Here is a 25,087-nt window from a genome sequence, read left to right as displayed (position 1 = left end):
AGTTAGCCCGGAAAAGTCAGTAAAATCCCCCGCATGCTAATCGCGAAACGGGTCCTGCAAAATGATTCTGTTTTCTGCGGTTTCCGGGCTAAGTGCCGAACACCCCCTCCATCGCGGCAAACCCCTTCACCTCGATCGGGTTGCCCGACGGGTCCCGGAAGAACATTGTCCACTGCTCCCCCGGCTGCCCCTGAAACCGCACCTGCGGCGGCAGGACGAACGCCACCCCCGCCGCCGTCAGCCGGTCGGCGAGCCGCTGCCAGTCCGGAAGATGCAGGACCAGTCCCAGATGCGGCATCGGCACCATATGGTCCCCCACCTTCCCGGTGTTCGTCGTCCTGAACGGCTCGCCCAGATGCAGGCTGATCTGGTGGCCGAAGAAGTCGAAATCGACCCAGGTCTCGGTCGAACGCCCCTCTCGGCACCCCAGCACCCCGCCATAGAAGGCGCGGGCCTCGTCCAGGCTGGTGACATGATAGGCCAGATGGAACGGGGTCAGCATCGTCAGGGTCTCCGGGTTTCGGGCGGGCAATCCAAGCACGGAACACTTTGCGACCGCAACGATCCTTCTCCCCATCAGCGCTGCCAGAGGTTAAGATTCCCCGAACGACCGCGCCCAAGCCATTGATTTCTCTATCTTGGCTTGGCCTGTCCACCGTGGACACGTCCCCGTTGCCAGCCTCGTCATTCCCCCCTACCCTCACTCCGAAATTCAGGGAGGACGACCAATGACCGACAAACCCCTCGGCTTCGACACGCTTTGCATCCACGCCGCCACCGCGCCCGACCCGGCTACCGGTGCCCGGCAGGTCCCGATCTACCAGACCACCGCCTACGTCTTCCGCGACGCCGACCACGCGGCCAAGCTCTTCAACCTGCAAGAGGTGGGCTACATCTACTCCCGCCTGACGAACCCCACCGTCTCGGCGCTCGCGAACCGGGTGGTCGCGCTGGAAGGCGGCGCGGGTGGCATCGCCTGCTCGTCGGGCCATGCGGCGCAGATCATGGCGCTCTTCCCGATCATGGCCCCCGGCCGCAACATCGTCGCCTCGACAAAGCTTTACGGCGGCACGATCCAGCAGTTTTCCAACACCATCCGCAAGTTCGGCTGGTCGGCCAAGTTCGTCGACTTCGACGACCCGAAAGAGATCGAGAAAGCCATCGACGCCGACACCCGCGCCCTCTTCTGCGAGACGATCTGCAACCCCGGTGGCGCGCTGTCCGACCTCGACGCCATCGCCCGCGTCGCGAACCAGGCCCACATCCCGCTGATCGTCGACAACACCACCGCCAGCCCCTACCTCTGCCGCCCAATCGAGCACGGCGCGACCATCGTCGTCCATTCGGCCACCAAATACCTGACCGGCAACGGAACGGTGACCGGGGGGATCGTGGTCGATTCAGGCAAGTTCGACTGGTCCAGGGACGACAAGTTCCCCTCCCTCTCCCAGCCCGAGCCCGCCTACCACGGCCTCGTCTTCCACCCGACGCTCGGCAACATGGCCTTCACCTTCCATTCCATTGCCATCGGGCTCCGCGACCTGGGCATGACGATGAACCCGCAAGGCGCCCACTACACGCTGATGGGGATCGAAACCCTTTCCCTCCGCATGCAGCGGCACGTCGAAAACGCGCAGATCGTCGCGGAATGGCTGGAGCAGGACCCGCGGATCGGGAAGGTCACTTATCCGGGCCTCAAGTCCTCGCCCTACAACAAGCTGGCACAGTCGATCACGCCCAAGGGCCCCGGCGCGCTGTTCACCTTCAGCGTCAAGGGCGGGTATGAGGCCTGCGTCAAGCTGATCGACAACGTGAAGCTCTTCTCGCATGTCGCGAACCTTGGCGACACGCGGAGCCTCATCATCCACTCGGCCTCGACCACGCACCGGCAACTGTCCGAGGAAGCGCAGATCAAGGCCGGCGCCGCACCGGATGTCGTCCGCGTTTCCATCGGGATCGAGGATGTCCGCGACATCATCGCCGATCTGGATCAGGCCCTGACCAAGGCTACGGCGTAAGCGACTGCCCCGCCGCTCAGCCGCCCGGTGCGGTGGTCAGCGGTGGGGCCACGAACATGCCGTCGGGCAGCGGGTCGAGCCAGCCGATCACGGCCTGCGCGCGGGGCGGTTCACCGGGCGTCCAGTCCAGCGTCAGCCGTTGCATCCGGCACAGATCGCCTACGGTTTCGGCCGCACAGGCCCCGGTCACTGCGGCCAGCGCCGCACCCAGCGCCGCGTCGGCCGTCGGGGTCAGTGGCGCGGCCTCATCCTGCGGAAGCTCGACGACAGCGGTCTGGAACACATGTGCCGCAAGGTCGGGCAATTCCTCAGGCGGCTCTGGCAGGCGATAGACAAGTTCCAGCCGGAACTCTGCCGTTCCCGCAACGGGATCGACGCTGCCGTCCACCACCCGGGCCGAATGGACCGCACAGTCGGATGCGAATGCCTGCACCAGCACTGCGCACAGCCCCTCGGCCACCCGAGGCGCGCGGATATCTGCCAGCACCTGCAGGTAGTCTTCTTCCGGCAAAGTCTCTCCTTCGGCCAGAAGTTCGGTCAGGCTGGCCTGCTGCGTGACCAGCACCGTCCGCGACGGGGCAAACCGCTCTTGCGCCAGATAGGCCCGGACCTCGTCCTGCGGGATCACGTCGCCGGTCGGGGACATCAACCAGCTTTGCCGGGTCACCGCGGGCAGGGACGGCTGAGCGGCGGCGCTTTCGACCGCTGCCACTGCTGCACCCGGCTCTGCCGGGGGAAGCGTCTGCCAATACTGCCACCCGGCCGCGCCAAAGCCCACGGCCATCAACAGAACACCGGTTCCGATCAGAAGCCGCAGCATCAGAACTCTGCCCCTTGGCGCAGGTAACCCAGATCGCCGAACGCGAACGTCGTCGCAATCGCCCTGACCCGCGACGCGAAATCCTCTCCCTTGGCGACCTGGCCCGCGATCTCGAAATACGCGCCGCGCGTCGTGCGCAGCGTCGCCTCTTGGATCGGGGCATATTCCGGCCTTGCCGCCGCATCACGCGGGACCGGGCCGACGACCGAGATCGTGCCGACGTCAAATCCGGCGCGCGTTTCGCTTGACAGGACGCCAAAACTATCGCGGAACCAGTTGTCATAGGCCCGCACGGCATCGGCCAACTCGGCCGGGGTCAACTCCTCCCCGGTCGCCGCAGCCGCGGTCTCTTGGCCGGGGCTCAGGGGATAGGCCGGGCTGATGCCGCAACCCGCCAGGCCGTCCTGCAGGATCACCTCCACCGGGACCACTGGATCAAGGTTGGCCACTCCGGCCTGCCCCCCGCCCAGCAGGATCACCCGTTCGATCCGCGCACCTTCGGCCGCGTGGATGTTCCAGATCCGGTTGCCGGTCCGGCTTTCCAGCACCAGATAGACTGGCTCTCGCGTTTCGGTGACGGCCACATCATAGGCCTCGTAGTTCGGCCCGCGCAAGTTTGCACCCGGGTCCGCCGCGCCAGCGCGCATTGCGTCGACAAAGTCCTGCACGCCGCGGGCAAGATCGCCGTCACCATAGGTGGTCAGCGGCAGGTTCAAGGTGCTTTCCCCCGCCGTCACATGGCCCACCGAAGTGCCTTTAGACGGAGGCGTCAGGCGGCAGCCGCTGATCGGGCGGATCGCCATGACCGTGGCAGGCACCCCGGCATCCGCACTGGGTGCATAGCCCGCGATCACATCCTCGATCAGGATCGGCCGGTTGCCTGCAATCGCTGCAATCGGACCCTCGGCGCGAAGGCCTTCGGGGCCATCGGACAGGAACCGGCCCGGACCTTCCTGCACCGAGGCGACGGTTTCCCGTTTTGGCGTGATCTCGCCCGTCGCCGGAGCACCGCCCCTCGCTCGATCCATCGCCGTCAGCACCGCAGTCGGCAGATAGGCATCAAGCACCTGATACCGCAAAGCGGCGAACCCGACGCCAATCAGCGCAGCGATGACGCAGATCACTACCGCGAAGGAGCCGCGAAACATTCTGAAACCTCTGCCCAGGCCCGTTTATCGTTGAACGTCTATTGCCCCGCGACTTGGGCCAAATCATGACAAGAACGGCGGAATTACAGGGAATTCCGCCGTTTGCCAGCCCTTGCTGCGGGGTTTCAGTCGGCGATCGCGAAGGTGACCGAAACGTTCGCCACCAATCCCAGCTCACCGCCCACAAGCGGGACCGGAGCAGCGGACACCGCCTCGCGGTACATCGGTGCCGGGTCGGTCATCGCCCCGTTGTCGGTGATCGACATCACGGTGCCCACGCTGACCCCTGCCGCCGCAGCCAGAAGTTCGGCCTTGGCCTTCGCATCGGCCACCGCCTCTTTCCGCGCCTCGTTGTAGGCAGGTTCGGGATCGGCGAGGCCAAAGGTCAGGCCGTTCAGCGTGTTGGCACCATCGGCCACCGCCGCATCCAGGACCGCGCCCGTCGTGTCCAGCTTGCGCACCCGCACCGTCAGCATGTTCGACGCGACATAGCCCGAGATCGTGGGGGTCGAGCTGTCATAGCCCGTCCAGTTCGGGTTGATCGACAGGTTCGAGGTCTGCATGTCCCGCGCCTCGATCCCCGAGGCCGTCAGCCGCGCGATCACCGCCTCGGTGGCAGCGGTGTTGGCGGTCAGCGCCTCGGCGGCCGTGGTGCCCTGGGTCGTCACGCCGATCATCAGTGTGGCCATGTCCGGGGCGGCCTCGATGGTGCCGGTGCCGGTCACGCTGATCGTCCGGCTGGGGGCGTCCTGCGCCATGACCGGCGCGGCAAGCGGCAGGATCAGGGCTGCGGACAGGAACAGGGCAGATAGGGCACGCATGGGGGTCTCCTTTATCTAGCGTGACATTTCGCACTTGTGACGCGCGCCGCAACCGCTTCCTTGGCCGTTTTCCTTCCCTTCGGCGAAAAGCTGCTTTAGTAAAGCGGCAACCGGCTGGGGCACGTTCCAGCGCTTTGACGATCCGTGCTAGACCCGCGACATGAAACCGACATTTGCACTTGACCTCACGCGTGAGACCATCGGTCTTCTGCACCGGACGCCGAAAGGCTGGCTCTCGATCGGCGAGGCGGCCTTCGACGCACCCGATCTTGCCGAAGCGCTGGACTACATGCGCAAGACCGCGCTTGGCCTGTCCCCGATGGGGGTGGCGACCAAGCTGATCCTGCCGAACAGCCAGATCCTCTACACCGAGGTTCACGCCCCCGGCCCCAGCCGCGACGACAAGCGCCGCCAGATTGCCACGGCGCTGGAGGGCCGCACGCCCTATGACGTCGAGGACCTCGTCTTCGACTGGTCGGGCAAGGGCGCCACCGTCAAGGTCGCCGTCATCGCCAAGGAAACCCTGGCCGAGGCCGAGGCTTTCGCGGTCGAGCACCGGCTGAACCCGGTCTCCTTCGTGGCAATCCCGGAAGAGGGCAACTTCGTCGGCGAGCCCTGGTTTGGCCCCGCCGCCGCTGCGGCCGGGATCCTCGCCGAGGACGAGACCGTCGAGCGGGACCGTGACCCGGTCACGGTTCTGCACCGGGAACTGCCCAAGGCAGAACCTACACCCGCTCCCGCGCCAGCGCCTGCGCCTGAACCCGCTGCCGTCGCAGCGCCCGAACCGGCCGAAACCGTCATCGCTGCCGAAGAAGACGATCCGCTCCCCGGCCTGGAAGAGGCGCTGAACGACGATCTGCCAGACGTCGCTGAACCGGCCACCATTGCGGCAATGGCCGCTCCAGCCCTCGATCCGATCGAAGATGTTGTCGAAGACGACATCACCGTCGACCCGGACCCGGCCCCGGCAGAGATCGCGGTGGCCGCCGCCGAACCCGTGGTTGTCGCTGACGTGGTCGACGACCTCCCGCCGCCCGCCGCGACCAAGCCCACCCCGGCCCCCGAACCGGAAGAAGCCCCCTTCGCGCATGTGACGGACACCTCGGCCTTCCCCGAGGATGACATCCCCCCCGCCCCGGCGTCGTTCGGGCGCAAGCTCACCGCCCCTGACGCTGGTGATGATATCCCGCCCGCGCCGTCCTCGGCGGCGATGGTGGCCTTTGCCAGCCGCCGTGCCGCGGCAGGCGATGCGGCCGCGCGTCCCGTCGATGGTGTGACCCGTCCGACAGCGACCACACCCCCCGCCAAGGGGGCAATTGCCCGCCCGGCGACACCCAAGGGCTATTCCGGACTGGTCACCGCACCCTCGATCCCCGGCACCCGCGCCAAGGCCAAGGTAAAGGGCCCCGACATTGCCCGCCCGGCCATTGGCCCGACCACGGTGAAGTCGCCCGCCCGGCCCGGTGGCACCTTCGGCGCCGCAGCCCCGGCGAAAAAGCGCACCGGCACGGTGTTCATGGTCCTGGTGGGCCTTCTCCTGTTGTTCCTCGCGCTGATCGGCCTCTGGTCCTCGATGTATCTGGGCGGCACCGCGACCACGGATGAGGCGGACGCTTCACAGGTCATTCCGGACGCCAGCGACGAGATGCTGGCCGACATGCAGGACCCCGAGGGGATGACCGGTCCCCTGCCCGAAGCCGAGGGCATCTCTGGAACGGCGGATGTTGACGCGCTCGCAACCGAAAGCCTGCCGGTCAACATGGGCGGCGAGGACCTTGCGGCGGACGCAACCGACCCGTCCCTGACCGCGGAACCGGCTGCCGCCGATCTTGCCGCAGCGACCGAGGAAGCCGACCCCGCGCTTGAGACCGCTACCGAAGAGGCTGTCGAGGCGACACCGGAGCCCGTTGCGGAACCCCCGGCGGAAATCGCCGCCGCACCGGAAGCTGCCCCCGAGCCAGCCCCCGGTACTGCTGTCACGACAGAAGTCGCCGCTGCCTCCGCCCCGGTCGAGGATCAGGACGAGATCTTCCTGTCGGCGATGGACGCTCCGCCCCCGGCCCTGGATGCCCTGGCCCTGCCTGCTTTGACCGAAATGCGGGACACACTTCCCGATCCGGTGATGCCGCCACCTGCCCCGGGGACGGTCTACCAGTTCGATGCCAACGGTCTCTTGAAGCCGACACCCGACGGAATCATCAGTCCCGACGGGGTGATGCTGATCGCAGGCAAGCCGCCGCTTCTGCCGCCGTCGCGCAGCGAAACCGCGTCAGCCGCCGCAGTGGCGGCTGCTGCCGTTTCAGCACCTGGCGTCGATCCGGTCACCGCCGCCGACGCCTCGCTTGTCACAGCGGGCGAGACTGCCGCTCCGGCCGAAACCGCGCTGCCACCGGCGGACCCGGCCATGGCCGGCTTCCGCCCCCGTCCGCGCCCCGAAGGTCTGGCTCCGGCCCCGACTGCTGATGATGCCGCCCTCTCCACCGAGGCCGCCGCCGAGTTTGCGGGCTTCCGCCCGTTGCCCCGCCCTGCCAGCGTCGTCACCGCCGCCGCCGCGGTGCTTCCCGCCAGCGCGCCCGCCGATCTGGGGGCGCAGGGCGCCTCGCTGACTGCCCAGGCCGAAGCAAAGCTGGCCGAGGCGGCTGCGCTTGAGGCGCAGAACCCCTCGATCGTCGCCATCTCGATGCGCCCGGCCGCGCGCCCCCGCGACCTGAGCGCCGCGGTCGAGGCCGCCGTTGCCGCCGCCGTCCGCGAACCGGCCCCGGAGGAGACCATCGAGGTCGCCGCCGCCGCGCCCGAAGCCAAGCCCGAGGAAATCGACGAGCTGGATGAGCCGGAGACCACCAAGGCCGCGCCGTCGATCCCGACCAAGGCGAACGTGGCCAAGCAGGCGACCTACGCGAACGCGATCAACCTGTCGAAGATCAACCTGATCGGCACCTACGGCACCGACTCGCGCCGCTATGCGCTGGTCCGGCAGGCGAACGGAAAGTACAAGAAGGTCAAGGTCGGCGACAAGATCGACGGCGGGACCGTGAAGGCGATCACCGAAACCGAGGTCCGCTACCAGAAGGGCGGGCGGCTGATCAGCCTGAAGATGCCGAAGGCCTGACCTGTCCACGCAGGACAGGCCGGCGCCTTCGTTTCAAATCAACAGCTTGCCTGTGGGCGTTTACCGTCCGGAAACCTTGCACATCACCGCTCGTCGGTGACTTCGTCCCTCCTCGCGGACACCCCGCGACGAGGGGACGACGTCGAACGAGGAGCCGTCACCCCGCGGCCACGCCTGCCTCGGCAAAGGTCGCCATGCCGGAATGGCAGGCCACCGCCCCCTGCACCACCCCGATTGCCAGCGCCGCGCCCGAGCCTTCGCCAAGCCGCAGGCCCAGCGACAAAAGCGGCTCTTTCCCCAGCTTCTCCAGAAGCCGCGCATGCGCCCCTTCGGCGCTTTGATGTCCCGCGACGCAGTGATCCAGCGCACCGGGAGCCGCCTTCTCCAGCACCGCCGCCGCCGCGCAGGCGATGAAGCCGTCGAGGATCACCGGCACCCGCGCCATCCTCGCTCCAAGGATCGCGCCCGCCATCGCCGCGATCTCGCGCCCGCCGAGGCAGCGCAAGACTTGTAACGGATCGGACAAGAGCTCCTTGTGCCGCTCCACCCCCGCGGCGACCGCCGATTCCTTGCGCCGAAGCCCCGCGTCATCCACCCCGGTCCCCCGCCCAGCCCAGCCGACCCCGCCATAAAGCGCGGTGGCGATGGCTGCGGCAGAGGTCGTGTTGCCGATCCCCATCTCGCCCGCGACGAAGACATCCGCCTCCAGGTTGACCGCCTCATAGCCGCGGCGCAGAGCGTCGACGACCTCGGCCTCGGTCATCGCGGGGCTTTCGGTGAAGTCGGCCGTCGGTTGGTCGAGGTCCAGCGCATGGACATCCAGCTTCGCCCCGAACGCCCGGGCCAGTTGGTTGATCGCCGCCCCGCCATGGGCGAAGTTCGCCACCATCTGCGCGGTCACTTCCGCCGGAAAGGCCGAGACGCCCTTTGCCGTAACCCCATGATTTCCGGCAAAGATCACGATCTGCGGCTTGGCGGCGGTGGGCTTGTCGGTGCCCTGCCACCCGGCCATCCAGATCGCCAGCTTTTCCAGCCGTCCCAGTGCCCCCGGCGGCTTGGTCAGCCGGCCGTTCCGCACTTCGGCCGCCGCAATGGCCGCAGCGTCAGGGGCCGGAAGCCGGGCAAGCATGGCATGGACATCGCCAAGGGACTGGAAGGGCATCGGTTTCTCCGGATTGATCCTGCGTGGCGATGGGGCTACCCCAGAGGCCGAACGAAAGCCAGCCGGGAACAGCCGCTTTGACCATGCTTCGCGACATCGCCCTCCGGCTGCCATCGGACCTCTTGTCGGCCTTTGCCCTGCTGTCCCGACTGCCCCTGCCCAACCACACTGGCACCGGCGCGGCCTCGGCCTGGGCCTGGCCGGCGGTTGGCGCGGTCCTGGGGGCCCTGGGTGCCGCCTTGGCGGAAGGGGCGCAGTGGCTGGGGGTCACGCCGGGGCTGACGGCGGCACTGGTGCTGGCCCTTGGCGCGATGCTGACCGGCGGTCTGCACGAGGACGGCTTGTCGGACACCGCCGACGGGCTTTACGGCGGCTGGACGCGCGAGCGTCGGCTGGAAATCATGAAGGACAGCCGGGTCGGGAGTTACGGCGTGCTGGCCCTTGTCCTGGTGACGCTGGCGCGCTGGTCGGCACTGACCGCGCTTCTGGTCCATGGGGGCTACGCGCCCGCCCTGATTGCCGCCGGGGCGCTGTCGCGGGCGCCGATGGCACTGATGATGGCGCTTCTGCCTAACGCCCGCGGCGAAGGCCTGAGCCACGCGACGGGGCGGCCCAGCCCGGCCACCGCGCTGGCGGGGCTGGTGCTGGCGGTGGCCCTAGCCATCGCGCTGACCGGGTGGGGGGCCATCCCGATGGTCTTTGCGGCGCTTGGCGTGACCCTGTGGCTGGCCTTCACGGCGCTTCGCCGGATCGGCGGCCAGACCGGCGACATCCTGGGGGCCGCCCAGCAGCTGGCCGAGGTCGCCTGTCTGGCCGTCCTCTCTGCCCGCGCGGGGTAACCCTGCACGGGCGCACCGCCGAAGCTCTGGCCTTTGGCCCCGCCCCGCGATACATGGGCCAAGAGAGCTTGTGAGGCCTGCGACCCATGTCCGACTATGCCGACGCCATCTCCTCGACCGAGGAGATCATCGAAGATGCCCGCAACGGGCGCATGTTCATTCTGGTCGACCACGAGGACCGCGAGAACGAGGGCGACCTGGTGATCCCGGCGCAGATGTGTACGCCCTCGGCGATCAACTTCATGGCGACGCATGGCCGCGGGCTGATCTGCCTGGCGCTTCCCGCCACCCGGATCGAGGCCCTGGGGCTGCCCTTGATGAGCCCGAAGAACTCCAGCCGACACGAGACTGCCTTCACCCTGTCAATCGAGGCGCGCGAAGGCGTGACCACCGGGATTTCCGCCGCCGACCGGGCGCGAACCGTGTCCGTGGCGATCGACCCGACCAAGGGCGCCGCCGACATCGCGACGCCAGGCCATATCTTCCCGCTGCGGGCCCGCGATGGCGGGGTGTTGGTGCGTGCAGGTCACACCGAGGCGGCGGTCGATGTCAGCCGCCTGGCGGGCCTGAACCCCAGTGGCGTGATCTGCGAGATCATGAACGACGACGGCACGATGGCGCGCCTGCCGGACCTGATCTCCTTCGCGCAGAAGCACGGGTTGAAGATCGGCACGATCAGCGACTTGATCGCCTACCGGCGGCGGCACGACAACCTGATCACCGAAAAGGCAGTCAGCTCGGTCAATTCCGTCCATGGCGGCGACTGGCTGATGCGGGTCTTCGCCGACGAAACCCATGGGGACGAACATATCGTCCTGTCAAAGGGCGACCTTGCTGCCCCCGGCCCGGTTCTGGTGCGAGTACATGCGCTGAACCCGCTTGAGGATGTGCTGGGCGTCGGCGGCGGCGGTGAGCTTCCGGCCGCCATGCGCATCATCGCCGCCGAAGGCCGTGGCGCCGTGGTCCTGCTGCGCGACACGACGATGAAGATGGTCACGCCGGGGGAACATTCGCCGCAGACCTTGCGACAGTATGGGGTGGGCGCGCAGATCCTGTCCTCGTTGGGGCTGTCGGCGATCACGCTGGTGACCAATTCCGCCACGCCGCGCTTTGTGGGCCTGGACGCTTACGGCCTGTCCATCGCGGGCACCCGCCCGATCAAGGAGTAAGCCATGGCCACCGCCGAGACGCATTACACGCTGCCCCTGCCCAGCTTCGACAAGCCGGTGAAGCTGCTGATCGTGGTGGCCCCCTACTACAAGGACATCGCCGACAACCTCGTCGCCGGGGCCAGGGCCGTTGGCGCCGCCTGCGGGGCCGAGGTTGATCTGGTCGAGGTGCCGGGCGCCTTGGAAGTGCCCACGGCCATTGCCATGGCGGAACGGCTGGCAGAGTACGATGGCTATGTCGCACTTGGCTGCGTAATCCGGGGGGAAACCACGCATTACGACACGGTCTGCAATGACAGCTCGCGCGCGATCAGCCTGCTGGGGCTGCAGGGCGCCTGCGTCGGCAACGGGATCCTCACGGTGGAAAACCGCGCCCAGGCCGAAGTGCGGGCCGATCCGGCGGGCCAGAACAAGGGCGGGGGTGCCGCAGCGGCGGCCTTGCACCTGATCGCGCTTTCGCGCAAATGGGCCGGGAAATCCAAGGGGATCGGTTTCCGGGCATGACGGACAAGCGGACGGAAAAGCGCCAGATGAAATCGGCGTCACGGCTTTATGCCGTGCAGGCGCTGTTCCAGATGGAGGTCTCGGGCCAGACGGTCGAGGCCGTGACGCGCGAATTCGAGACGCACCGCTTTGGTGCCGTCTACGAGGAAGGCGAGTTCGCCGAGGGCGACGTGGATCACTTCCGCGCCGTCGTTGGGGCGGCCGTCAACTGGCAGGCGAAGATCGACCAGCTGACCGACCGGGCGCTGGTCGCGGCCTGGCCGATCGACCGGATCGACCCGGTGCTCCGGGCGCTGTTCCGGGCCGCGGGGGCGGAACTCGTGGACTTGTCCACCCCTCCCAAGGTGGCGATCACCGAATATGTCGACGTGGCCAAGGCTTTCTTTCCGGACGGGAAAGAGCCAAAATTCGTGAATGCCGTTCTCGACCACATGGCGCGCGAGGCCAAGCCCGAGGCTTTCTGACGCGTCAAAGGGATGTCTGACCTCTTGAAGGAGCCTGTCCCATGCGTCTTAGCCTCTTGTCCCTGACCGCACTTGCGGCCTGCGTCACCCCTGCCCTATCAAACGAGATTGCCGGGATCGACTGGCACCTGGTCGGCCTGGAGGGCCAGGAAGTCCCCTGGGAAGCCTCGCTGCGGTTCGACGGCGACAAGGTGTCGGGCAAGGCGCCCTGCAACCGTTACTTCGGCACCAACGCCGTCGCCCTCCCCGCGCTGAGCCTTGGGATGATGGGGGCGACCAAGATGGCCTGCCCGGAGCTTGCGGCCGAGGACGCCTTCTTCGCGGCGCTGCAGGCGATGCAGCGGGTGGAACTGGATCAGGGCCATCTCTACCTCATCGGGCCCGAGGGGCGGATCATCGAGTTCGCCAATGACCCGGCCGAGCCCTGCCTGTCCTGCCTGGCACGGCAGTAACCCCGGGCGTTCGCGCGTAGGGTGGGCAAGACTGCCCACCTTATCTAGCGGTTCGCCTCGAACAGCGCGGCGGCGCGGTCGAAAAAGCGTTTCCGCGTCGCCGGGCCTTCCATCATGATCTCATGCTCGGCCCCCGGATACAGGTCCAGCTGGCCGTTCGACCAGCCCGCCATCCGCAGATGCACCGGCGGGACGTCGACCACCTTCTCGGCCGTGCCCAAAGCGCAGATCACCGGCACCCTTGGCGCGGGCATCGCCGCCAGGTCCGCACATTCCCGCAGCGCGGCCTTCAGCCAACCGATCGACGGGCCTCCCAGCGCCAGCGCGGGCACTTCGGCGACCTGGCGGCGCATGTAGTCCCACATCTCACGGTCGGTGGTCAGCACATTGCCCTGGAAGGGCGCCTGCAGCAGATAGGTTTCGGCGCTGGTCGAGGGGGCGTAGCGGCTGACGAGGCCCAGAGGCCCGGCCAGCGCCGAGACGACCGAGGCCACGGGCCGCAGCCAGGCCGCCATCGCGATGCCCCACATCGGCGCCGAGAACACCGCCGCCTTGACCGGCAGCCCGCGCATCAGCCCGCGCAGGGCGATGCAGCCCCCCATGGAATGAGCGACCATGTAGTAGGGCTGCGGCAGGTCCAGGCGGGACGCCTCGGCCAGAAGGGCGTCAAGGTCTTCCTGAAACTCGGAAAAATCGTCGACATGGCCCAGCATCGGGTCGGCCATCGCCCGGTCGGCAAGGCCCTGACCGCGCCAGTCGATGGTGATAACCGAAAACCCGCGTGCGATCAGATCACCCGCTGCGCGGCCGTACTTCTCGATACATTCCGTCCGGCCGGGCAACAGCAGCACCGTGCCCTTGTCGCCCGCCTTCCACGAGGCCAGCCTGATCCGCGCCCGGCCCGCCTGCGCCCAGACCACCACCGCGCCGGGCGGGGCATCGGCCACAACCTGATGGAAGGGCGCTGGCTGGGCGCTGTCGTGTTTCACCCCAGCACCGAGCCGAGCTTCATCGCGAGCCCCATGCTGCCGTCGACCGAAAGCTTGCCGGTCATGAAGGCCATCGTCGGGTTCATGTCGCCGTCCAGAATCGCCCGGAACACGTCGGCCTCGGCGGTCAGGGTCACATCCGCCTCTTCATCGCCGGCCCGGACGCCCTGTCCGTCCAGCATGATCGCGCCCTCGCCCGGGATCACGAACTTCGCCACCCCGTCGAAACCGCCCGAAACCTTGGCAGACAGCGCCTTCACGGCAGCATCGATCATCTCGCTCATCAAGTCTCTCCTTCGTGACCCCGGCGCCACTGGCAATCTGGCGCGGATCGGTTACTTTCCAGTTATGCGTGTCCCGGCCGTCATTCTCAATCGTATCGTTACGGCACTTGTGCCGCTTTTCCTGACTTGCGCCGCAGCCTTTGCGCAGGACAACGCCAAGCTCGACGACCTGTTCCAGCGCCTGAAGACCGCCGAAGCGGGCGAAGCGGGCCGGATCGAGACGGAAATCTGGATCGAATGGTCGAAGTCCGGCTCTCCAGCCCTCGACCTTCTGCTGCAGCGCGGCAAGGATGCGATGGACCTTGGCGACTTTCCCGCCGCCATCGAGCATTTCAGCGCCATCATCGACCACGATCCGGATTTCGCCGAGGCCTGGAATGCCCGCGCCACTGCCTTCTACATGGCGGGTGAGTTCGGGCCTTCGGTTGCCGACATCGGCCATGTCCTGACGCTGAACCCCCGGCATTTCGGCGCCCTGTCGGGGCTGGCATTGATCCTGGAAGAAACCGGCAAGCCCGAACGCGCGCTGGAGGTCTATCGCGCGGCGATTGCCATTCATCCCCATATGCAGGGGGCAGCCGAAGCCATCGAGCGGCTGGAAAAAGAGGCCGAGGGGCAGGAGCTTTAAGCCATGGACGCCACCCGGCGGGTGACGGCGGTCCTTGGGCCGACGAACACCGGCAAGACGCATCACGCGATCGAGCGGATGCTGGCCCATCGGACCGGCGTCATCGGCCTGCCTTTGCGGCTGCTGGCGCGGGAGGTCTATGATCGCATCGTTGCCAAGGTCGGCCCCTCGGTCGTGGCGCTGGTCACGGGCGAGGAGCGGATCGTCCCAGACCGCACCCAATACTGGGTCTGCACGACAGAGGCGATGCCCCTGGAAATCGGCGCGGACTTCGTCGCAGTCGATGAAATCCAGCTTTGCGCCGATGCCGACCGGGGCCACGTCTTTACAGACCGCCTGCTCCGCGCGCGGGGCCTGAACGAGACGCTGTTCCTGGGCTCCGACACCATGCGGGGCGCCATCGCGGGGCTGGTGCCGCATGTGACGTTCCTGAAGCGCGACAGGATGTCGACGCTGAAATATGCGGGTTCGAAGAAGATCAGCCGGATGCCGGAACGCTCGGCCATCGTCGGCTTCTCGGTGGAAAACGTCTACGCCATCGCCGAACTGATCCGCCGCCAGAAGGGTGGCTGCGCCGTGGTGATGGGCGCGCTGTCCCCCCGCACCCGGAACGCTCAGGTCGCGCTGTATCAGAACGGCGACGTGGACTACCTGGTCGCCACCGATGCCATCGGCATGGGCCTCAACCTCGACATCAAGCATGTCGCCTTTTCCGCCACCGCGAAGTTCGACGGCCGCCGGATGCGGGGACTGTACCCGCAGGAACTGGCCCAGATCGCCGGCCGTGCTGGCCGCCATACCGAGGACGGGACGTTCGGGGTAACGGGTGAAGTGCGCCCCTTCGACGAAGACACCGTCGAGGCGATCGAGACCCACCGCTTCCAGCCGGTGAAGAAGCTCCACTGGCGCAACGAATCGATGGATTTCGGGTCAGCCGACCGCCTGATCCGCAGCCTTGAGACGCCCACCTTCAACGACTGGCTCACCCGGGCGCGCGATGCCGACGACGTCTTGGCGCTGAAGGCACTCTCGGCCCTCCCCGAAGTGCAGGACAAGCTGACCGAGCCGAAACGTGTCCAGCTTCTGTGGGACGTTTGCCGGATTCCCGACTTCCGCTCCTCGACCGGGCCCGAACACACCACGCTTCTGACGCGGATCTTCGAATTCCTCGTCGGTCGCGGCCTTGGCGGCGGGCGCATCCCCAGTGACTGGCTGGCGACCGCGATCAAGCGCATCGACAAGACCGAAGGCGACATCGACACTTTATCGCGCAGGCTCGCCTATATTCGCACCTGGACCTACGTCACCCAGCGGAAAAACTGGGTCGAAGACGAAACCCATTGGCGCGAGGAAACGCGCGCTGTAGAAGACCGCCTGTCGGATGCCCTGCATGCGGCGCTGACGCAACGATTTGTCGACCGGCGGACATCTGTTCTGCTCCGCCGGTTGAAGCAGAAGGAGGCTCTCGTGGCCGAAGTGAACGACAAGGGCGAAGTGACGGTCGAGGGCGAGTTCGCCGGTCGTCTGGAAGGATTCCGCTTTAAGCAGGACGCCAGCGCCACGCCCGACGGGGCCAAGACGCTCGCGCAGGCTGCCTTGCAGGCGCTGAAGCCGGAATTCCACCTGCGCGCCGACCGCTTCTACAACGCGCCGGACACCGAGCTGGACTTCACCGAACAGGGCGGCCTGATGTGGGGCACCAATGCGGTGGGCAAGTTGGTGAAGGGCGCCGAACCTGCGAAGCCCACGGTCGAAGCCTTTGTCGACGAAGAGGCCGGGCCGGAAGTGGTGGAAAAGGTCCGCCGCCGCCTGCAGCACTTCATCGACCGCAAGGTGGCCGCCCAGTTCGAGCCGCTTCTCAACATGTCCCGCGACGAGACCCTGACCGGCCTCGCCCGCGGCTTTGCGTTCCGTTTGTCCGAAGCGATGGGCGTCCTGCCCCGCGACGCCGTGGCGGCTGAGGTCAAGGAACTGGATCAGGACGCCCGCGGGGCGCTGCGCAAGCACGGTGTCCGGTTCGGCCAGTTCACGGTCTTCCTGCCCCTGCTTCTCAAGCCCGCGCCGACCCGGCTGCGGCTGGTGCTGTGGTCGCTGTGGAACGGGCTGCAGGAATTCCCCGAATCGCCTCCGCCGGGTCTGGTCACGATTCCGAACGTCGCCGAAGTGCCGAAGATGCACTACACGCTGGCAGGCTACCACCCCGCAGGCGCCCGGGCGATCCGCATCGACATGCTGGAACGTCTGGCCGATATCCTGCGGCAAAAGGACAGCCGCGCCGGTTTCGAGGCCACGCCCGACATGCTGTCGATAACCGGCATGACCTTGGACCAGTTCGCCGACCTGATGGGTGGCCTTGGCTACAAGGGCGAAAAGGCCGAGCGCCCGAAGGTCAAGGCCGAGGCCCCCAAGGCCCCCGAAATCTCCGAGGAAGCCGCCGCCGCCATCGCCGCCGGCGTGCCGATCCCGGAAGAGGTCTCGATCCTCGCCCCCGCTCCGGAACCCGAACCCGAAGCGGCACCCGAGATGGAGTCCTTCTACACCTTCACCTGGGCCCCGAAGCCCCGCCCACGCCCGGAACGCGGGCCTCGGCCTGAACGCAAGGAAGGCGAAGGCCAGCGCGCACCCCGTGGGGATCGCCCTCAAGGCGAGCGTCCGCAGGGCGACCGGCCCAAGCGCGAAGGCCAGGGCGACCGGCCCCGCCACGACGGGCAGAAGCACGACCGCCCGAAAGGCGACCGCCGCGACGACCGCAAGGGCGGCAAGCCCAACCGCGACGACCGGCAGAAGTCGTTCGAGGCCCGCCCGCCCCGGCAGGAAAAGCCCATCGACCCGGACAACCCCTTCGCCGCCCTTCTGGCGCTCAAGGGCAAGGTCTGATTGGCCGGGCCTTCGGGCAAGCCTGACCCGAACGCCGCGCAGAGGCTGCGGCTGGACAAATGGCTCTGGCAGGCGCGGTTCTTCAAATCGCGCGGCCTTGCCGCCGAACTGATCGAAGCGGGGTCCGTCCGCGTGAACGGAACCCGCGTCTCCCGCCCCGGTCGCGATGTCAGCGAGGGCGACACCCTCACCTTTCCGCAAGGTGCCCGCATCCGCGTCGTGCGCGTGACGGCACTTGGCCACAGGCGCGGCCCCGCGACCGAGGCGCAGGCTCTCTATGTCGATCTTGACCCTCGGGACGGCGCGGAGCCGCTTGAATGATCCGCCCTCCTGCTCTAGCTAGCAGTCGAACCTTCCGCTTTGGGGCCGGCCCATGACCTATGTCGTCATCGACAACTGCATCGCCTGCAAATACACCGACTGCGTCGAGGTCTGCCCGGTCGACTGTTTCTACGAAGGCGAGAACATGCTTGTCATCCACCCGGATGAATGCATCGATTGCGGCGTCTGCGAACCGGAATGCCCCGCCGACGCGATCCGGCCCGATACCGAACCGGACATGGAGGAATGGGTTTCCTTCAACCGGAAATACGCCGTCCAGTGGCCGGTGATCGTGACGAAGAAGGACCCGCTGCCCGGGTATGAGGAGCGCGACGGCGAGACCGGCAAGCGCGACAAGTACTTCTCCGAGGCCCCCGGCTCCGGCGGCTGATCGTGTGGCCGATTCGGGGGCCTACGACCCCACGAATCAGTTACATCCGGACAAAGCGAGACATTCCAACGCCTTGCATCTGAACTGCCCGGTTTCGCGGCAGTTGGAATCAGTGCGTTTTTGTGTTATCTTTCCTTTACAAAGCAAGCATGGAAGCCTGAAACCGGCTTAGAGCGCAGCATCTGGGCCCAAATCTTTTGTGACAATCCAGCTCCACACGCCTGAACAAAGGGTTCAGGGCGCGGGGCCTTTGTCGCGGAAGGGGGCCTCCTTTCTGGGGAAGAATGAATGACCAAGTCGAAGAAGCCTGAATTCCGTCCGAACGATTTCGTGGTCTATCCTGCGCATGGCGTGGGCAAGATCATCTCGATCGAAGAACAGCAGATCGCCGGGATTCAGCTGGAGCTTTTCGTCATCTCCTTCGAGAAGGACAAGATGACCCTGCGGGTTCCGACCCACAAGGCCATCGACATCGGCATGCGCGCGCTCTCGGCCCCGGATGTGGTGACCAAGGCTTTGGACACGCTGAAGGGCAAGGCCAAGGTCAAGCGCGCGATGTGGTCGCGCCGCGCCCAGGAATACGAACAGAAGATCAACTCCGGCGACCTCCTGTCGATCGCCGAGGTCGTCCGCGACCTGCATCGCACCGACGACCAGCGCGAGCAGTCGTACTCCGAGCGTCAGCTTTACGAAGCTGCCCTGGAACGCCTGACCCGCGAAGTCGCGGCTGTGTCCGGCGTGGACGAGGCGGGCGCGGCCAAGCAGGTCGACTCGGTCCTGGTCGGTCGCGTCGCGGCCTGATCTTTCGGGTTTATCGAATGCAAAACGGCGGTCCGAAGGGGCCGCCGTTTTTCATTCCGGGCGCTTGAGATAGAGGCGGCGGAGGTAGAACAAGAGGCCGCCCAGTCCCAAGGCAATAAAGCCCGTTGTCATACCCTGAACCAGGCGTTGGTAGATTGGGATGCGATACGTATCTTGTCCGGGCAGCGGTTCGGGTAACGACCGAAGAAACCCCGCGTCAACGCTATATCCCTGAATCGCGATCAGGATCAGTAACAAACCCTGCAGCACCAGCGCCCATTGCACCACCAACAGCGCAATATACCCTACCCGCCTCACCCGAAATACCGCTCCGCCGGCAAGTACCCCGCCAGCCGTCCCGCTGCACACCAATCGCGTTCCAGCCCAAGGTCGCCCACCAGGATCACCTGATCCGACGGCAGCTTGCCTAGCGCGGCCCGGACTCTCTCCCGCATCTCGCTGAACCCCGCCAGCGCGTAAGGCGCGGGGGAAACCCCGTCCAGCACCGGGTTTGCGGCCTCAACCATCCCCGGCGTCAGCGGAGCCACCGCCAGAGCCAGCCGCCCGCATTGCACTTCCGCCAGCTTCACTGCCCGCTCCACGGGAATCGCCGGTCGCACCAGCGTCACCCGCAAAGCATTGGAGGAAAACAGAAACGCCACCACGTCATGCCCCGTGGCCGCCCGCACCCCGGCATAGGTCTTGTAATCCAGCCCCAGCGCCTGCGCCCGCTTGACCCGCGTCCGTACAACCTCGATGGGCAGCGTGGGCAACAACCGCTCCCGCGCCGAAGACCAGCAATGCTTGCGCCAGCTGACTCCGCCCTCCATCGACGGCCCACCGTTATGCCCGATTTCGCCCATCACACTCTCCGAACCATTTGACTCAAATTGTGCTTGCTCTTTTCCCAAGTACTCCACGGGAGGTCCGGAGGGTGTGAAACCCTCCGGGGCCGGCCACAAGCGCCCCCTCAGTCATACTCGCGCAGTCGCGCCACGTAGCGGGCCATCGTGTCGACCTCCAGGTTCACCCGGTCCCCCACGGCCACTTCCCCCCAGGTCGTCACCTCTTGCGTATGCGGGATCAGGTTCACCCCGAACTCTGCCCCTGCCACTTCGTTCACCGTCAGCGAAGTCCCGTTCAGAGCCACCGACCCCTTCGGCGCGATGAACCGGGCCAGAGCCTCTGGCGCGCGGAAGGTCACCCGCACCGAGCCGCCCTCGTGCCGCACGGCCACCACCTCGGCGAGCCCGTCCACGTGGCCGGAAACGATGTGGCCCCCCAGCTCATCCCCCACCTTCAGCGCGCGTTCCAGGTTGACCCGCTTGCCGGGCACCCAGCCGCCCAGATTGGTCTTCGACACCGTCTCGGCACTGATCTCGACATCGAACCACCCGTCCGGGCCCAGCGCCACCACCGTCAGGCAGACCCCGTCGCAGGCGATGGACGCTCCGATGTCGATCCCTCCCACGTCATAGCGCGTGGCGATCCGGGCGCGCAGGTCGCCCGTGACCTTCGTCTCCACGATCCGCCCCACATCGGTGACAATTCCAGTGAACATGCCCGCCTCGCGCTTTTTCTATCCCAGACTTCCGAGGTAAAGCCCGGCCCGGCGGCTTGCAAGTCTCGGGCCCTTGAGGCCATGGTCTGTTTACCATTTCTGAGGCAGTCTGTGGCAGATCGCCGCGAACCCAAGGACGGACGTGACCGAAACCAGCCGCACCTTCCTGTTCCTGCAAGGCCCGCACGGGCCCTGGTTCCACCAGCTTGGCCAACAGCTTCGCGCGGCCGGGGCCAAGGTCTGGCGCGTGGGTTTCAACCTGGGCGACCGGGTGTTCTGGCCCGGACCCGGCTTCATCGCCTTCCAGGACCCGCAGGACCGCTGGCCCGAAGTCTGCGCCGACCTGATGACCCGCCACGGCATCACCGACCTAGTCCTTTACGGCGACACGCGGGCGATCCACGCCCAGGCGATCCGCATCGCCCAGGCGCGCGGGATCACGGTCCATGTGTTCGAGGAAGGTTACCTTCGGCCCTACTGGGTCACCTATGAACGCGGCGGGTCGAACGGCCATTCCCGGCTGATGGACCTTTCGGTGCCCGAGATGCAGGGCGCGCTGTCCAAGGTCGACCTCGACCTGCCCGAGGTGCCTGCCACCTGGGGCGACATGCGCCAGCACATGTTCTGGGGCGCGCTCTACCACGGGTTCGTCGCGGCGGGTTTCCGCGCCTATCGCAATTTCCGCCCGCACCGGGCGCTGACCGTTGGGCAGGAGTTCCGGCTTTATCTGCGCCGCTTCCTCTTGATGCCGCTCCACCGGCTGGAACGCCGCCTTGCCACCAGGGCCATCCGGCGCGGCGGGTTCCCCTATCATCTGGCGATCCTGCAGCTGGAACATGACGCCAGCTTCCGCGACCATTCCCCCTTCGCAAGCATGACCGAGTTTCTGGCCGTGGTGATCGAGGGCTTCGCCAAGGGCGCCCCCCGCCATCACCACCTGGTCTTCAAGGCGCATCCGCTGGAAGACGGGCGCGTGCCGCTTCTGCCGGAAATCCGGCGGCTTTCGGCCCAGCACGGGGTCGCTGACCGGACCCACTTCGTCCGGGGCGGCAAGCTGGCCGAACTTCTGAACGATGCGCGTTCGGCGGTAACGGTGAACTCGACCGCCGGACAGCAGGCGCTTTGGCGGGGCCTGCCACTGCGCACCTTCGGGGCGGCGGTCTATGCCAAGCCGGAATTCGTCTCCTCGCAGCCGTTGGAGGCGTTCTTCGCCGCCCCCGAGCGGCCCGACACCCGGGCCTACCGCGACTATCGCCACTACCTTCTGGAAACCTCGCAACTGGTCGGCGGCTTCTACTCCGCGCGGGGGAGGAGACGGCTGCTACGACAGGTTGTGGACCTGATGCTTGCGCCCGATGATCCTTACCAGGCGCTGTCGCAAGGGACAGCGGCACCGCGGCAACAGTTGCGGGTTGTGCGCTGATTTCCGCGCGGCGGTGTAGCCATCCCCAGGTTGTTTCGATAATCTCCGGCGGCGGAAGCGCATCAATAACCCAAAGCAGAACGCAGGGGACAAGGGCAGTGACGATCAGGACGTCCCACACGGTCAAGGCGATTGCCTTGCTGGCATCGGTGGCCTTGGTCGCCTCGTGCGGATTGCCGCGTTCTGGCCCGAACAAGCGTGAAATCTACGCCGGATCGGTGGAAAAGAAGGGCAACGCCCATATCGTCACCGTGACCCCCGAGGTGACCCGGGCCACCTCGGTCCAGCCGACCTTCGGCTTCAGCCCCAGCTTCCGCAACGCCGGTGTCGTCGCCTCGGACATGATCTCGGCCGGCGACACGATCAACGTGACGGTCTACGAAAACGTCAAGGACGACCCGCTTCTGGGCAATACCGGCCAGCGCGTTTCCGGCCTGTCGCAGATCCAGGTGGACGGCCAAGGCTACATCTACATCCCCTACGGCGGACGCATCAAGGCGGCGGGCCAGACGCCCGAAGGCCTGCGCCAGGCGATCACCCGCAGGCTGGAAGACCAGACGCCTGACCCGCAGGTCAGCGTCTCGCGCACTCCGGGCGAAGGTTCCACCGTGTCGATTGCCGGCCAGGCCGGACTGAACGGCGTCTACCCGATCGAGGCCTCGACCCGCACTCTGGCCACCATGCTGGCCAAGGCCGGCGGCGTGACGGTCGATCCGTCGATTGCCATCGTCCGCGTGACGCGCGGCAGCCATACCGGCAAGATCTGGCTGAACGACCTGTACGAGAACCCCAATCTCGACATCGCGCTGCGGGCTGGCGACAAGATCGTGGTCGAGGAAGACAGCCGCCAGTTCATCGCCCTTGGGGCGACAGGGGCGCAAAGCACGGTGCCCTTCGAATCGGAAACGATGTCGGCGCTTGAGGCGATTGCTACCGTCGGCGGTCTTGCCACCATGTCCGCCGACCCGACCGGGGTCTTCATCCTGCGCGACGAAAGCGAGGAGATCGCCCGCGCGGTTCTTGGCCAACCGGACCTGATCGGCGACCAGCGCATCGTCTATGTGCTGGACCTGACCGAACCCACGGGACTGTTCGAGGCCCGCGATTTCCAGATCCGCGACGGCGACACGCTCTATGTGACCGAAGCGCCGTTCGTGCAGTGGCAGAAGACCCTGGGCGCGATCACCGGGACGACGACCGCCGCGACGGGCCTTGCGAACACTGCCAACGCGGGCGAATGACGACGCCGTGACCGGCGGGGGGGCGGGCGCGATCAGCCTGCCCGCGCTGGCCGGGGTTCCCCGGCGGCTTTATCACCAGAACCTGTCGATCCTGCGCAATGCCCGGCTGCACCGGGTGTTGCAGCTTGCCGGGCATGAGCTGCACTTTGGCCTGCCCGGCCCGCAGGACGGCGTTCTGGTCTGGGGCCGCAGCCCGACCGCCTGGCGCGGCGAGGCTCTGGCCGCCCAGCGCGGGGTGCCTCTGGTCCGGGTCGAAGACGCCTTCCTGCGGTCCCTCCTTCCCGGTCGGGCGGGGGGCGGTCCTGCCATCGGATTCCTCTTCGACCCGGTCGGCGTGCATTTCGACAGCAGCCGAGCGTCGCGGATGGAGGAGATTCTTGCCAACTCGCACTTATACTATTCGAATATTCTGCGTGAGGCTAAACATCTAACAAATTGTTTTCTGGAATCTTACTTATCGAAATACAACAATTTTGATCCGGATTGCCCCACCCCCGACCCGGGCTACGTCCTGATCGTCGACCAATCCGCCGGTGACGCCTCGATCCGCCATTCCGGCGCCTCGGCCCAGACCTTCCGGACGATGCTGGCCGCCGCCCTGCAGTACCACCCCGACCGTCGCATCGTGATCCGCACCCACCCCGAAACCGCGCTTGGCCTGCGCCCCGGCCACTTCGGCCCCAAGGATGCCGGGGGCCGTGTCATGTTGTTGACCGACCCGGTCTCGCCGCATCGCCTGCTGGCCCATGCGGCCGAGGTCTACACCGTCTCCTCGCAGATCGGGTTCGAGGCGATCCTGCACGGCCACCGCCCCCGGGTCTTCGGCCAGCCCTTCTATGCCGGTTGGGGTCTGACGAGCGACGACCAGCCGATCCCGCGCCGGACCCGTACCCTCACCCGGGAAGAACTGTTCGCCGGGGCAATGCTGCTGGCCCCGGTCTGGTACGACCCCTGCCGCGACCGACTTTGCGGGCTGGACGACGTGATCCGCCAGCTTCAGGCCGAGGTCCGCGCCTGGCGCGAGGATCGCCGGGGCCATGTGGCGGCCGGCATGCGGCTGTGGAAACGCCCGCGCCTGCAGGCGGTCTTCGGCGGCACGCGCGGCCTGCGCTTCCGCGATGATCCTGTGGCGGCGGACCGGCTGGCCAGCACCACCGGGCGCAGCCTGCTGATATGGGCGGGCAAGGAACCGGCAGGCTTTGCGCCCAAGGCCCCCTGCCTGCGGGTCGAGGACGGCTTTCTCCGCTCGCGCGGGCTTGGCGCCGAACTGGTGCCGCCCCTGTCATTGGTGACTGACGACCTTGGCATCTACTATGACCCGACCCGCCCCTCGCGGCTGGAGAGGCTGATCGCCACGCCCCTGAGCGAGGCACAGCACCAGCGGACCGAGGCCCTCGTGCAGCGGCTGCGAAGCGACGGCCTGTCGAAGTACAATCTCGGCGGCGACCTGCCGCCGCTGCCCGAAGGTCATCGCATCCTTGTCCCCGGACAGGTCGAGGATGACGCCTCGATCCGCACCGGCGCGGGGGCGGTCCGGACGAACCTTGCGCTTCTGCAGGCGGTGCGGGCGGCCCATCCGACGGCGGTGGTGATCTACAAGCCGCACCCGGATGTCGAAGCGGGCCTGCGGGCGGGGGCCATCGCCCCGGCGGATCTGGCGGGCGTTGCCGATAAAGTGGCCTCCGCCGCCGATCCTTTGCGCCTCATGGCCGAAGTGCAGGAAGTCTGGACCATAACTTCGCTTCTGGGCTTCGAGGCGCTGCTCCGCGGACTGCCTGTCACCTGCCTTGGCACGCCGTTCTATGCGGGCTGGGGCCTGACGCGGGACCTGGGCCCGGTGCCGGACCGGCGCAAGGCGCGACCGGACCTGATGCAACTCGCCCATGCCGCGCTGGTGGCCTATCCGCGCTACTGGGACCCGGTCAGCCGCCGTCCCTGCCCACCCGAAGTGGCGCTGGACCGGCTGGTATCGGGTGACATCCCGCATCCGGGTCGGGCGAACCGGCTGCTTTCGAAGCTGCAGGGCCGTTTTGCCAGCCTCGCGCATCTCTGGCGTTAGCTTCCG

At 67.0% G+C, this 25,087-nt stretch carries 25 protein-coding genes; 15 read left to right on the top strand and 10 right to left on the bottom strand.

Features of this window, described 5'->3' with window-relative positions:
* Positions 1–88: 88 nt before the first annotated feature.
* On the bottom strand, positions 89–502 hold the full coding sequence (locus tag E8M84_RS08345; RefSeq protein WP_137110654.1) for a VOC family protein: 414 nt from the start codon (positions 500–502) through the stop codon (positions 89–91).
* Positions 503–728: 226 nt separating this feature from the next.
* On the opposite strand from E8M84_RS08345, the gene E8M84_RS08340 reads away from it, so the two are divergent.
* Positions 729–2,018, top strand: coding sequence for an O-acetylhomoserine aminocarboxypropyltransferase/cysteine synthase family protein (locus E8M84_RS08340; RefSeq protein ID WP_137110653.1), 1,290 nt, complete (start codon positions 729–731; stop codon positions 2,016–2,018).
* Between the two features lie 16 nt (positions 2,019–2,034).
* Here E8M84_RS08340 and E8M84_RS08335 read toward each other — a convergent pair whose 3' ends face one another.
* The 3 genes from E8M84_RS08335 to E8M84_RS08325 all read right to left on the bottom strand — a co-directional run bounded on the left by E8M84_RS08335 (position 2,035) and on the right by E8M84_RS08325 (position 4,807).
* Positions 2,035–2,838, bottom strand: coding sequence for a hypothetical protein (locus E8M84_RS08335; RefSeq protein WP_137110652.1), 804 nt, complete (start codon positions 2,836–2,838; stop codon positions 2,035–2,037).
* Positions 2,838–3,986 (bottom strand): hypothetical protein, encoded by a 1,149-nt coding sequence (locus tag E8M84_RS08330; protein ID WP_137110651.1) that lies wholly within the window; start codon positions 3,984–3,986, stop codon positions 2,838–2,840. Before E8M84_RS08330 ends, E8M84_RS08335 begins: the two co-directional genes overlap by 1 nt.
* Before the next feature lie 125 nt (positions 3,987–4,111).
* Positions 4,112–4,807, bottom strand: a complete 696-nt coding sequence (locus E8M84_RS08325; protein ID WP_137110650.1) for an SIMPL domain-containing protein — start codon at positions 4,805–4,807, stop codon at positions 4,112–4,114.
* Positions 4,808–4,967: 160 nt separating this feature from the next.
* On the opposite strand from E8M84_RS08325, the gene E8M84_RS21415 reads away from it, so the two are divergent.
* Positions 4,968–7,916, top strand: coding sequence for a hypothetical protein (locus E8M84_RS21415; RefSeq protein ID WP_170971875.1), 2,949 nt, complete (start codon positions 4,968–4,970; stop codon positions 7,914–7,916).
* A 157-nt stretch (positions 7,917–8,073) separates the two neighbouring features.
* Here the strand turns inward: E8M84_RS21415 and cobT are convergent, their stop codons facing one another.
* Positions 8,074–9,078, bottom strand: coding sequence for a nicotinate-nucleotide--dimethylbenzimidazole phosphoribosyltransferase (cobT, locus tag E8M84_RS08315; protein WP_137110649.1), 1,005 nt, complete (start codon positions 9,076–9,078; stop codon positions 8,074–8,076).
* Between the two features lie 83 nt (positions 9,079–9,161).
* Here cobT and cobS point away from each other — a divergent pair, with 83 nt between their 5' ends.
* The 5 genes from cobS (at position 9,162) to E8M84_RS08290 (ending at position 12,506) form a co-directional block, all read left to right on the top strand.
* The gene (cobS, locus tag E8M84_RS08310) at positions 9,162–9,917 is read left to right on the top strand and encodes an adenosylcobinamide-GDP ribazoletransferase (protein ID WP_137110880.1); all 756 of its coding nucleotides are present in this window, start codon (positions 9,162–9,164) and stop codon (positions 9,915–9,917) included.
* A gap of 86 nt (positions 9,918–10,003) precedes the next feature.
* The gene (gene ribB, locus E8M84_RS08305) at positions 10,004–11,086 is read left to right on the top strand and encodes a 3,4-dihydroxy-2-butanone-4-phosphate synthase (protein WP_137110648.1); all 1,083 of its coding nucleotides are present in this window, start codon (positions 10,004–10,006) and stop codon (positions 11,084–11,086) included.
* A gap of 3 nt (positions 11,087–11,089) precedes the next feature.
* Positions 11,090–11,590 carry a 6,7-dimethyl-8-ribityllumazine synthase gene (locus E8M84_RS08300; protein WP_137110647.1) on the top strand — a complete coding sequence of 167 codons (501 nt, stop codon included), beginning with the start codon at positions 11,090–11,092 and terminating at the stop codon, positions 11,588–11,590.
* Entirely contained in the window at positions 11,587–12,054 is a 468-nt protein-coding gene (nusB, locus tag E8M84_RS08295; protein WP_240790314.1) for a transcription antitermination factor NusB, read from the top strand. Before E8M84_RS08300 ends, nusB begins: the two co-directional genes overlap by 4 nt.
* Positions 12,055–12,095: 41 nt before the next feature.
* Positions 12,096–12,506, top strand: a complete 411-nt coding sequence (locus E8M84_RS08290) for an META domain-containing protein (protein ID WP_137110646.1) — start codon at positions 12,096–12,098, stop codon at positions 12,504–12,506.
* Between the two features lie 44 nt (positions 12,507–12,550).
* Here the strand turns inward: E8M84_RS08290 and E8M84_RS08285 are convergent, their stop codons facing one another.
* Both E8M84_RS08285 and E8M84_RS08280 read right to left on the bottom strand, forming a co-directional pair.
* A complete protein-coding gene (locus E8M84_RS08285) occupies positions 12,551–13,495 on the bottom strand; it encodes an alpha/beta fold hydrolase (RefSeq protein WP_240790313.1) in 945 nt (314 codons plus the stop codon).
* A complete protein-coding gene (locus E8M84_RS08280) occupies positions 13,492–13,779 on the bottom strand; it encodes an SCP2 sterol-binding domain-containing protein (protein ID WP_137110645.1) in 288 nt (95 codons plus the stop codon). Before E8M84_RS08280 ends, E8M84_RS08285 begins: the two co-directional genes overlap by 4 nt.
* A 109-nt stretch (positions 13,780–13,888) precedes the next feature.
* Here E8M84_RS08280 and E8M84_RS08275 point away from each other — a divergent pair, with 109 nt between their 5' ends.
* The 5 genes from E8M84_RS08275 (at position 13,889) to E8M84_RS08255 (ending at position 18,797) form a co-directional block, all read left to right on the top strand.
* Positions 13,889–14,407 carry a tetratricopeptide repeat protein gene (locus tag E8M84_RS08275; RefSeq protein WP_240790312.1) on the top strand — a complete coding sequence of 173 codons (519 nt, stop codon included), beginning with the start codon at positions 13,889–13,891 and terminating at the stop codon, positions 14,405–14,407.
* Positions 14,408–14,410: 3 nt separating this feature from the next.
* Complete coding sequence (locus tag E8M84_RS08270) at positions 14,411–17,284, top strand: helicase-related protein (protein ID WP_137110643.1); 2,874 nt, start codon at positions 14,411–14,413, stop codon at positions 17,282–17,284.
* Positions 17,285–17,605, top strand: coding sequence for an RNA-binding S4 domain-containing protein (locus E8M84_RS08265; protein ID WP_137110642.1), 321 nt, complete (start codon positions 17,285–17,287; stop codon positions 17,603–17,605).
* A gap of 52 nt (positions 17,606–17,657) precedes the next feature.
* The gene (gene fdxA, locus E8M84_RS08260; RefSeq protein ID WP_137110641.1) at positions 17,658–17,996 is read left to right on the top strand and encodes a ferredoxin FdxA; all 339 of its coding nucleotides are present in this window, start codon (positions 17,658–17,660) and stop codon (positions 17,994–17,996) included.
* 288 nt (positions 17,997–18,284) lie between these two features.
* Positions 18,285–18,797, top strand: a complete 513-nt coding sequence (locus tag E8M84_RS08255; RefSeq protein WP_137110640.1) for a CarD family transcriptional regulator — start codon at positions 18,285–18,287, stop codon at positions 18,795–18,797.
* 51 nt (positions 18,798–18,848) lie between these two features.
* On the opposite strand, the gene E8M84_RS08250 is transcribed toward E8M84_RS08255, so the two are convergent.
* The 3 genes from E8M84_RS08250 to E8M84_RS08240 all read right to left on the bottom strand — a co-directional run bounded on the left by E8M84_RS08250 (position 18,849) and on the right by E8M84_RS08240 (position 20,358).
* The gene (locus E8M84_RS08250) at positions 18,849–19,082 is read right to left on the bottom strand and encodes a hypothetical protein (RefSeq protein ID WP_137110639.1); all 234 of its coding nucleotides are present in this window, start codon (positions 19,080–19,082) and stop codon (positions 18,849–18,851) included.
* A 29-nt stretch (positions 19,083–19,111) separates the two neighbouring features.
* Entirely contained in the window at positions 19,112–19,660 is a 549-nt protein-coding gene (locus E8M84_RS08245) for a hypothetical protein (protein WP_170971874.1), read from the bottom strand.
* Positions 19,661–19,767: 107 nt separating this feature from the next.
* Positions 19,768–20,358 carry a riboflavin synthase gene (locus E8M84_RS08240; RefSeq protein ID WP_137110637.1) on the bottom strand — a complete coding sequence of 197 codons (591 nt, stop codon included), beginning with the start codon at positions 20,356–20,358 and terminating at the stop codon, positions 19,768–19,770.
* A 142-nt stretch (positions 20,359–20,500) separates the two neighbouring features.
* On the opposite strand from E8M84_RS08240, the gene E8M84_RS08235 reads away from it, so the two are divergent.
* The 3 genes from E8M84_RS08235 to E8M84_RS08225 all read left to right on the top strand — a co-directional run bounded on the left by E8M84_RS08235 (position 20,501) and on the right by E8M84_RS08225 (position 25,081).
* Positions 20,501–21,781: a capsule biosynthesis protein gene (locus E8M84_RS08235; RefSeq protein ID WP_137110636.1), complete on the top strand. Its 1,281-nt coding sequence runs from the start codon at positions 20,501–20,503 to the stop codon at positions 21,779–21,781.
* A gap of 98 nt (positions 21,782–21,879) precedes the next feature.
* On the top strand, positions 21,880–23,022 hold the full coding sequence (locus E8M84_RS08230) for a polysaccharide biosynthesis/export family protein (protein WP_240790311.1): 1,143 nt from the start codon (positions 21,880–21,882) through the stop codon (positions 23,020–23,022).
* 7 nt (positions 23,023–23,029) lie between these two features.
* Positions 23,030–25,081: a capsular polysaccharide biosynthesis protein gene (locus tag E8M84_RS08225; RefSeq protein WP_240790310.1), complete on the top strand. Its 2,052-nt coding sequence runs from the start codon at positions 23,030–23,032 to the stop codon at positions 25,079–25,081.
* The last annotated feature ends 6 nt before the right edge of the window (positions 25,082–25,087 follow it).

The sequence above is a fragment of the Rhodobacter sp. SY28-1 genome (genome assembly GCF_005222785.1).
In the GTDB taxonomy this organism is placed as follows: Bacteria; Pseudomonadota; Alphaproteobacteria; order Rhodobacterales; family Rhodobacteraceae; genus Tabrizicola.
This window is presented reverse-complemented; position numbering and strand designations above follow the sequence as displayed.

Bases quoted from the DNA above. Each gene is read 5' to 3' on its own strand.
- E8M84_RS08335 (WP_137110652.1), bottom strand. From the start codon at position 2,838: ATGCTGCGGCTTCTGATCGGAACCGGTGTTCTGTTGATGGCCGTGGGC.
- nusB (WP_240790314.1), top strand. From the start codon at position 11,587: ATGACGGACAAGCGGACGGAAAAGCGCCAGATGAAATCGGCGTCACGG.
- E8M84_RS21415 (WP_170971875.1), top strand. From the start codon at position 4,968: ATGAAACCGACATTTGCACTTGACCTCACGCGTGAGACCATCGGTCTT.
- ribB (WP_137110648.1), top strand. From the start codon at position 10,004: ATGTCCGACTATGCCGACGCCATCTCCTCGACCGAGGAGATCATCGAA.
- E8M84_RS08270 (WP_137110643.1), top strand. From the start codon at position 14,411: ATGGACGCCACCCGGCGGGTGACGGCGGTCCTTGGGCCGACGAACACC.
- E8M84_RS08300 (WP_137110647.1), top strand. From the start codon at position 11,090: ATGGCCACCGCCGAGACGCATTACACGCTGCCCCTGCCCAGCTTCGAC.
- E8M84_RS08280 (WP_137110645.1), bottom strand. From the start codon at position 13,779: ATGAGCGAGATGATCGATGCTGCCGTGAAGGCGCTGTCTGCCAAGGTT.
- cobS (WP_137110880.1), top strand. From the start codon at position 9,162: ATGCTTCGCGACATCGCCCTCCGGCTGCCATCGGACCTCTTGTCGGCC.
- E8M84_RS08345 (WP_137110654.1), bottom strand. From the start codon at position 502: ATGCTGACCCCGTTCCATCTGGCCTATCATGTCACCAGCCTGGACGAG.
- E8M84_RS08325 (WP_137110650.1), bottom strand. From the start codon at position 4,807: ATGCGTGCCCTATCTGCCCTGTTCCTGTCCGCAGCCCTGATCCTGCCG.
- E8M84_RS08245 (WP_170971874.1), bottom strand. From the start codon at position 19,660: ATGGGCGAAATCGGGCATAACGGTGGGCCGTCGATGGAGGGCGGAGTC.
- E8M84_RS08240 (WP_137110637.1), bottom strand. From the start codon at position 20,358: ATGTTCACTGGAATTGTCACCGATGTGGGGCGGATCGTGGAGACGAAG.
- E8M84_RS08255 (WP_137110640.1), top strand. From the start codon at position 18,285: ATGACCAAGTCGAAGAAGCCTGAATTCCGTCCGAACGATTTCGTGGTC.
- E8M84_RS08330 (WP_137110651.1), bottom strand. From the start codon at position 3,986: ATGTTTCGCGGCTCCTTCGCGGTAGTGATCTGCGTCATCGCTGCGCTG.
- E8M84_RS08340 (WP_137110653.1), top strand. From the start codon at position 729: ATGACCGACAAACCCCTCGGCTTCGACACGCTTTGCATCCACGCCGCC.
- E8M84_RS08290 (WP_137110646.1), top strand. From the start codon at position 12,096: ATGCGTCTTAGCCTCTTGTCCCTGACCGCACTTGCGGCCTGCGTCACC.
- cobT (WP_137110649.1), bottom strand. From the start codon at position 9,078: ATGCCCTTCCAGTCCCTTGGCGATGTCCATGCCATGCTTGCCCGGCTT.
- fdxA (WP_137110641.1), top strand. From the start codon at position 17,658: ATGACCTATGTCGTCATCGACAACTGCATCGCCTGCAAATACACCGAC.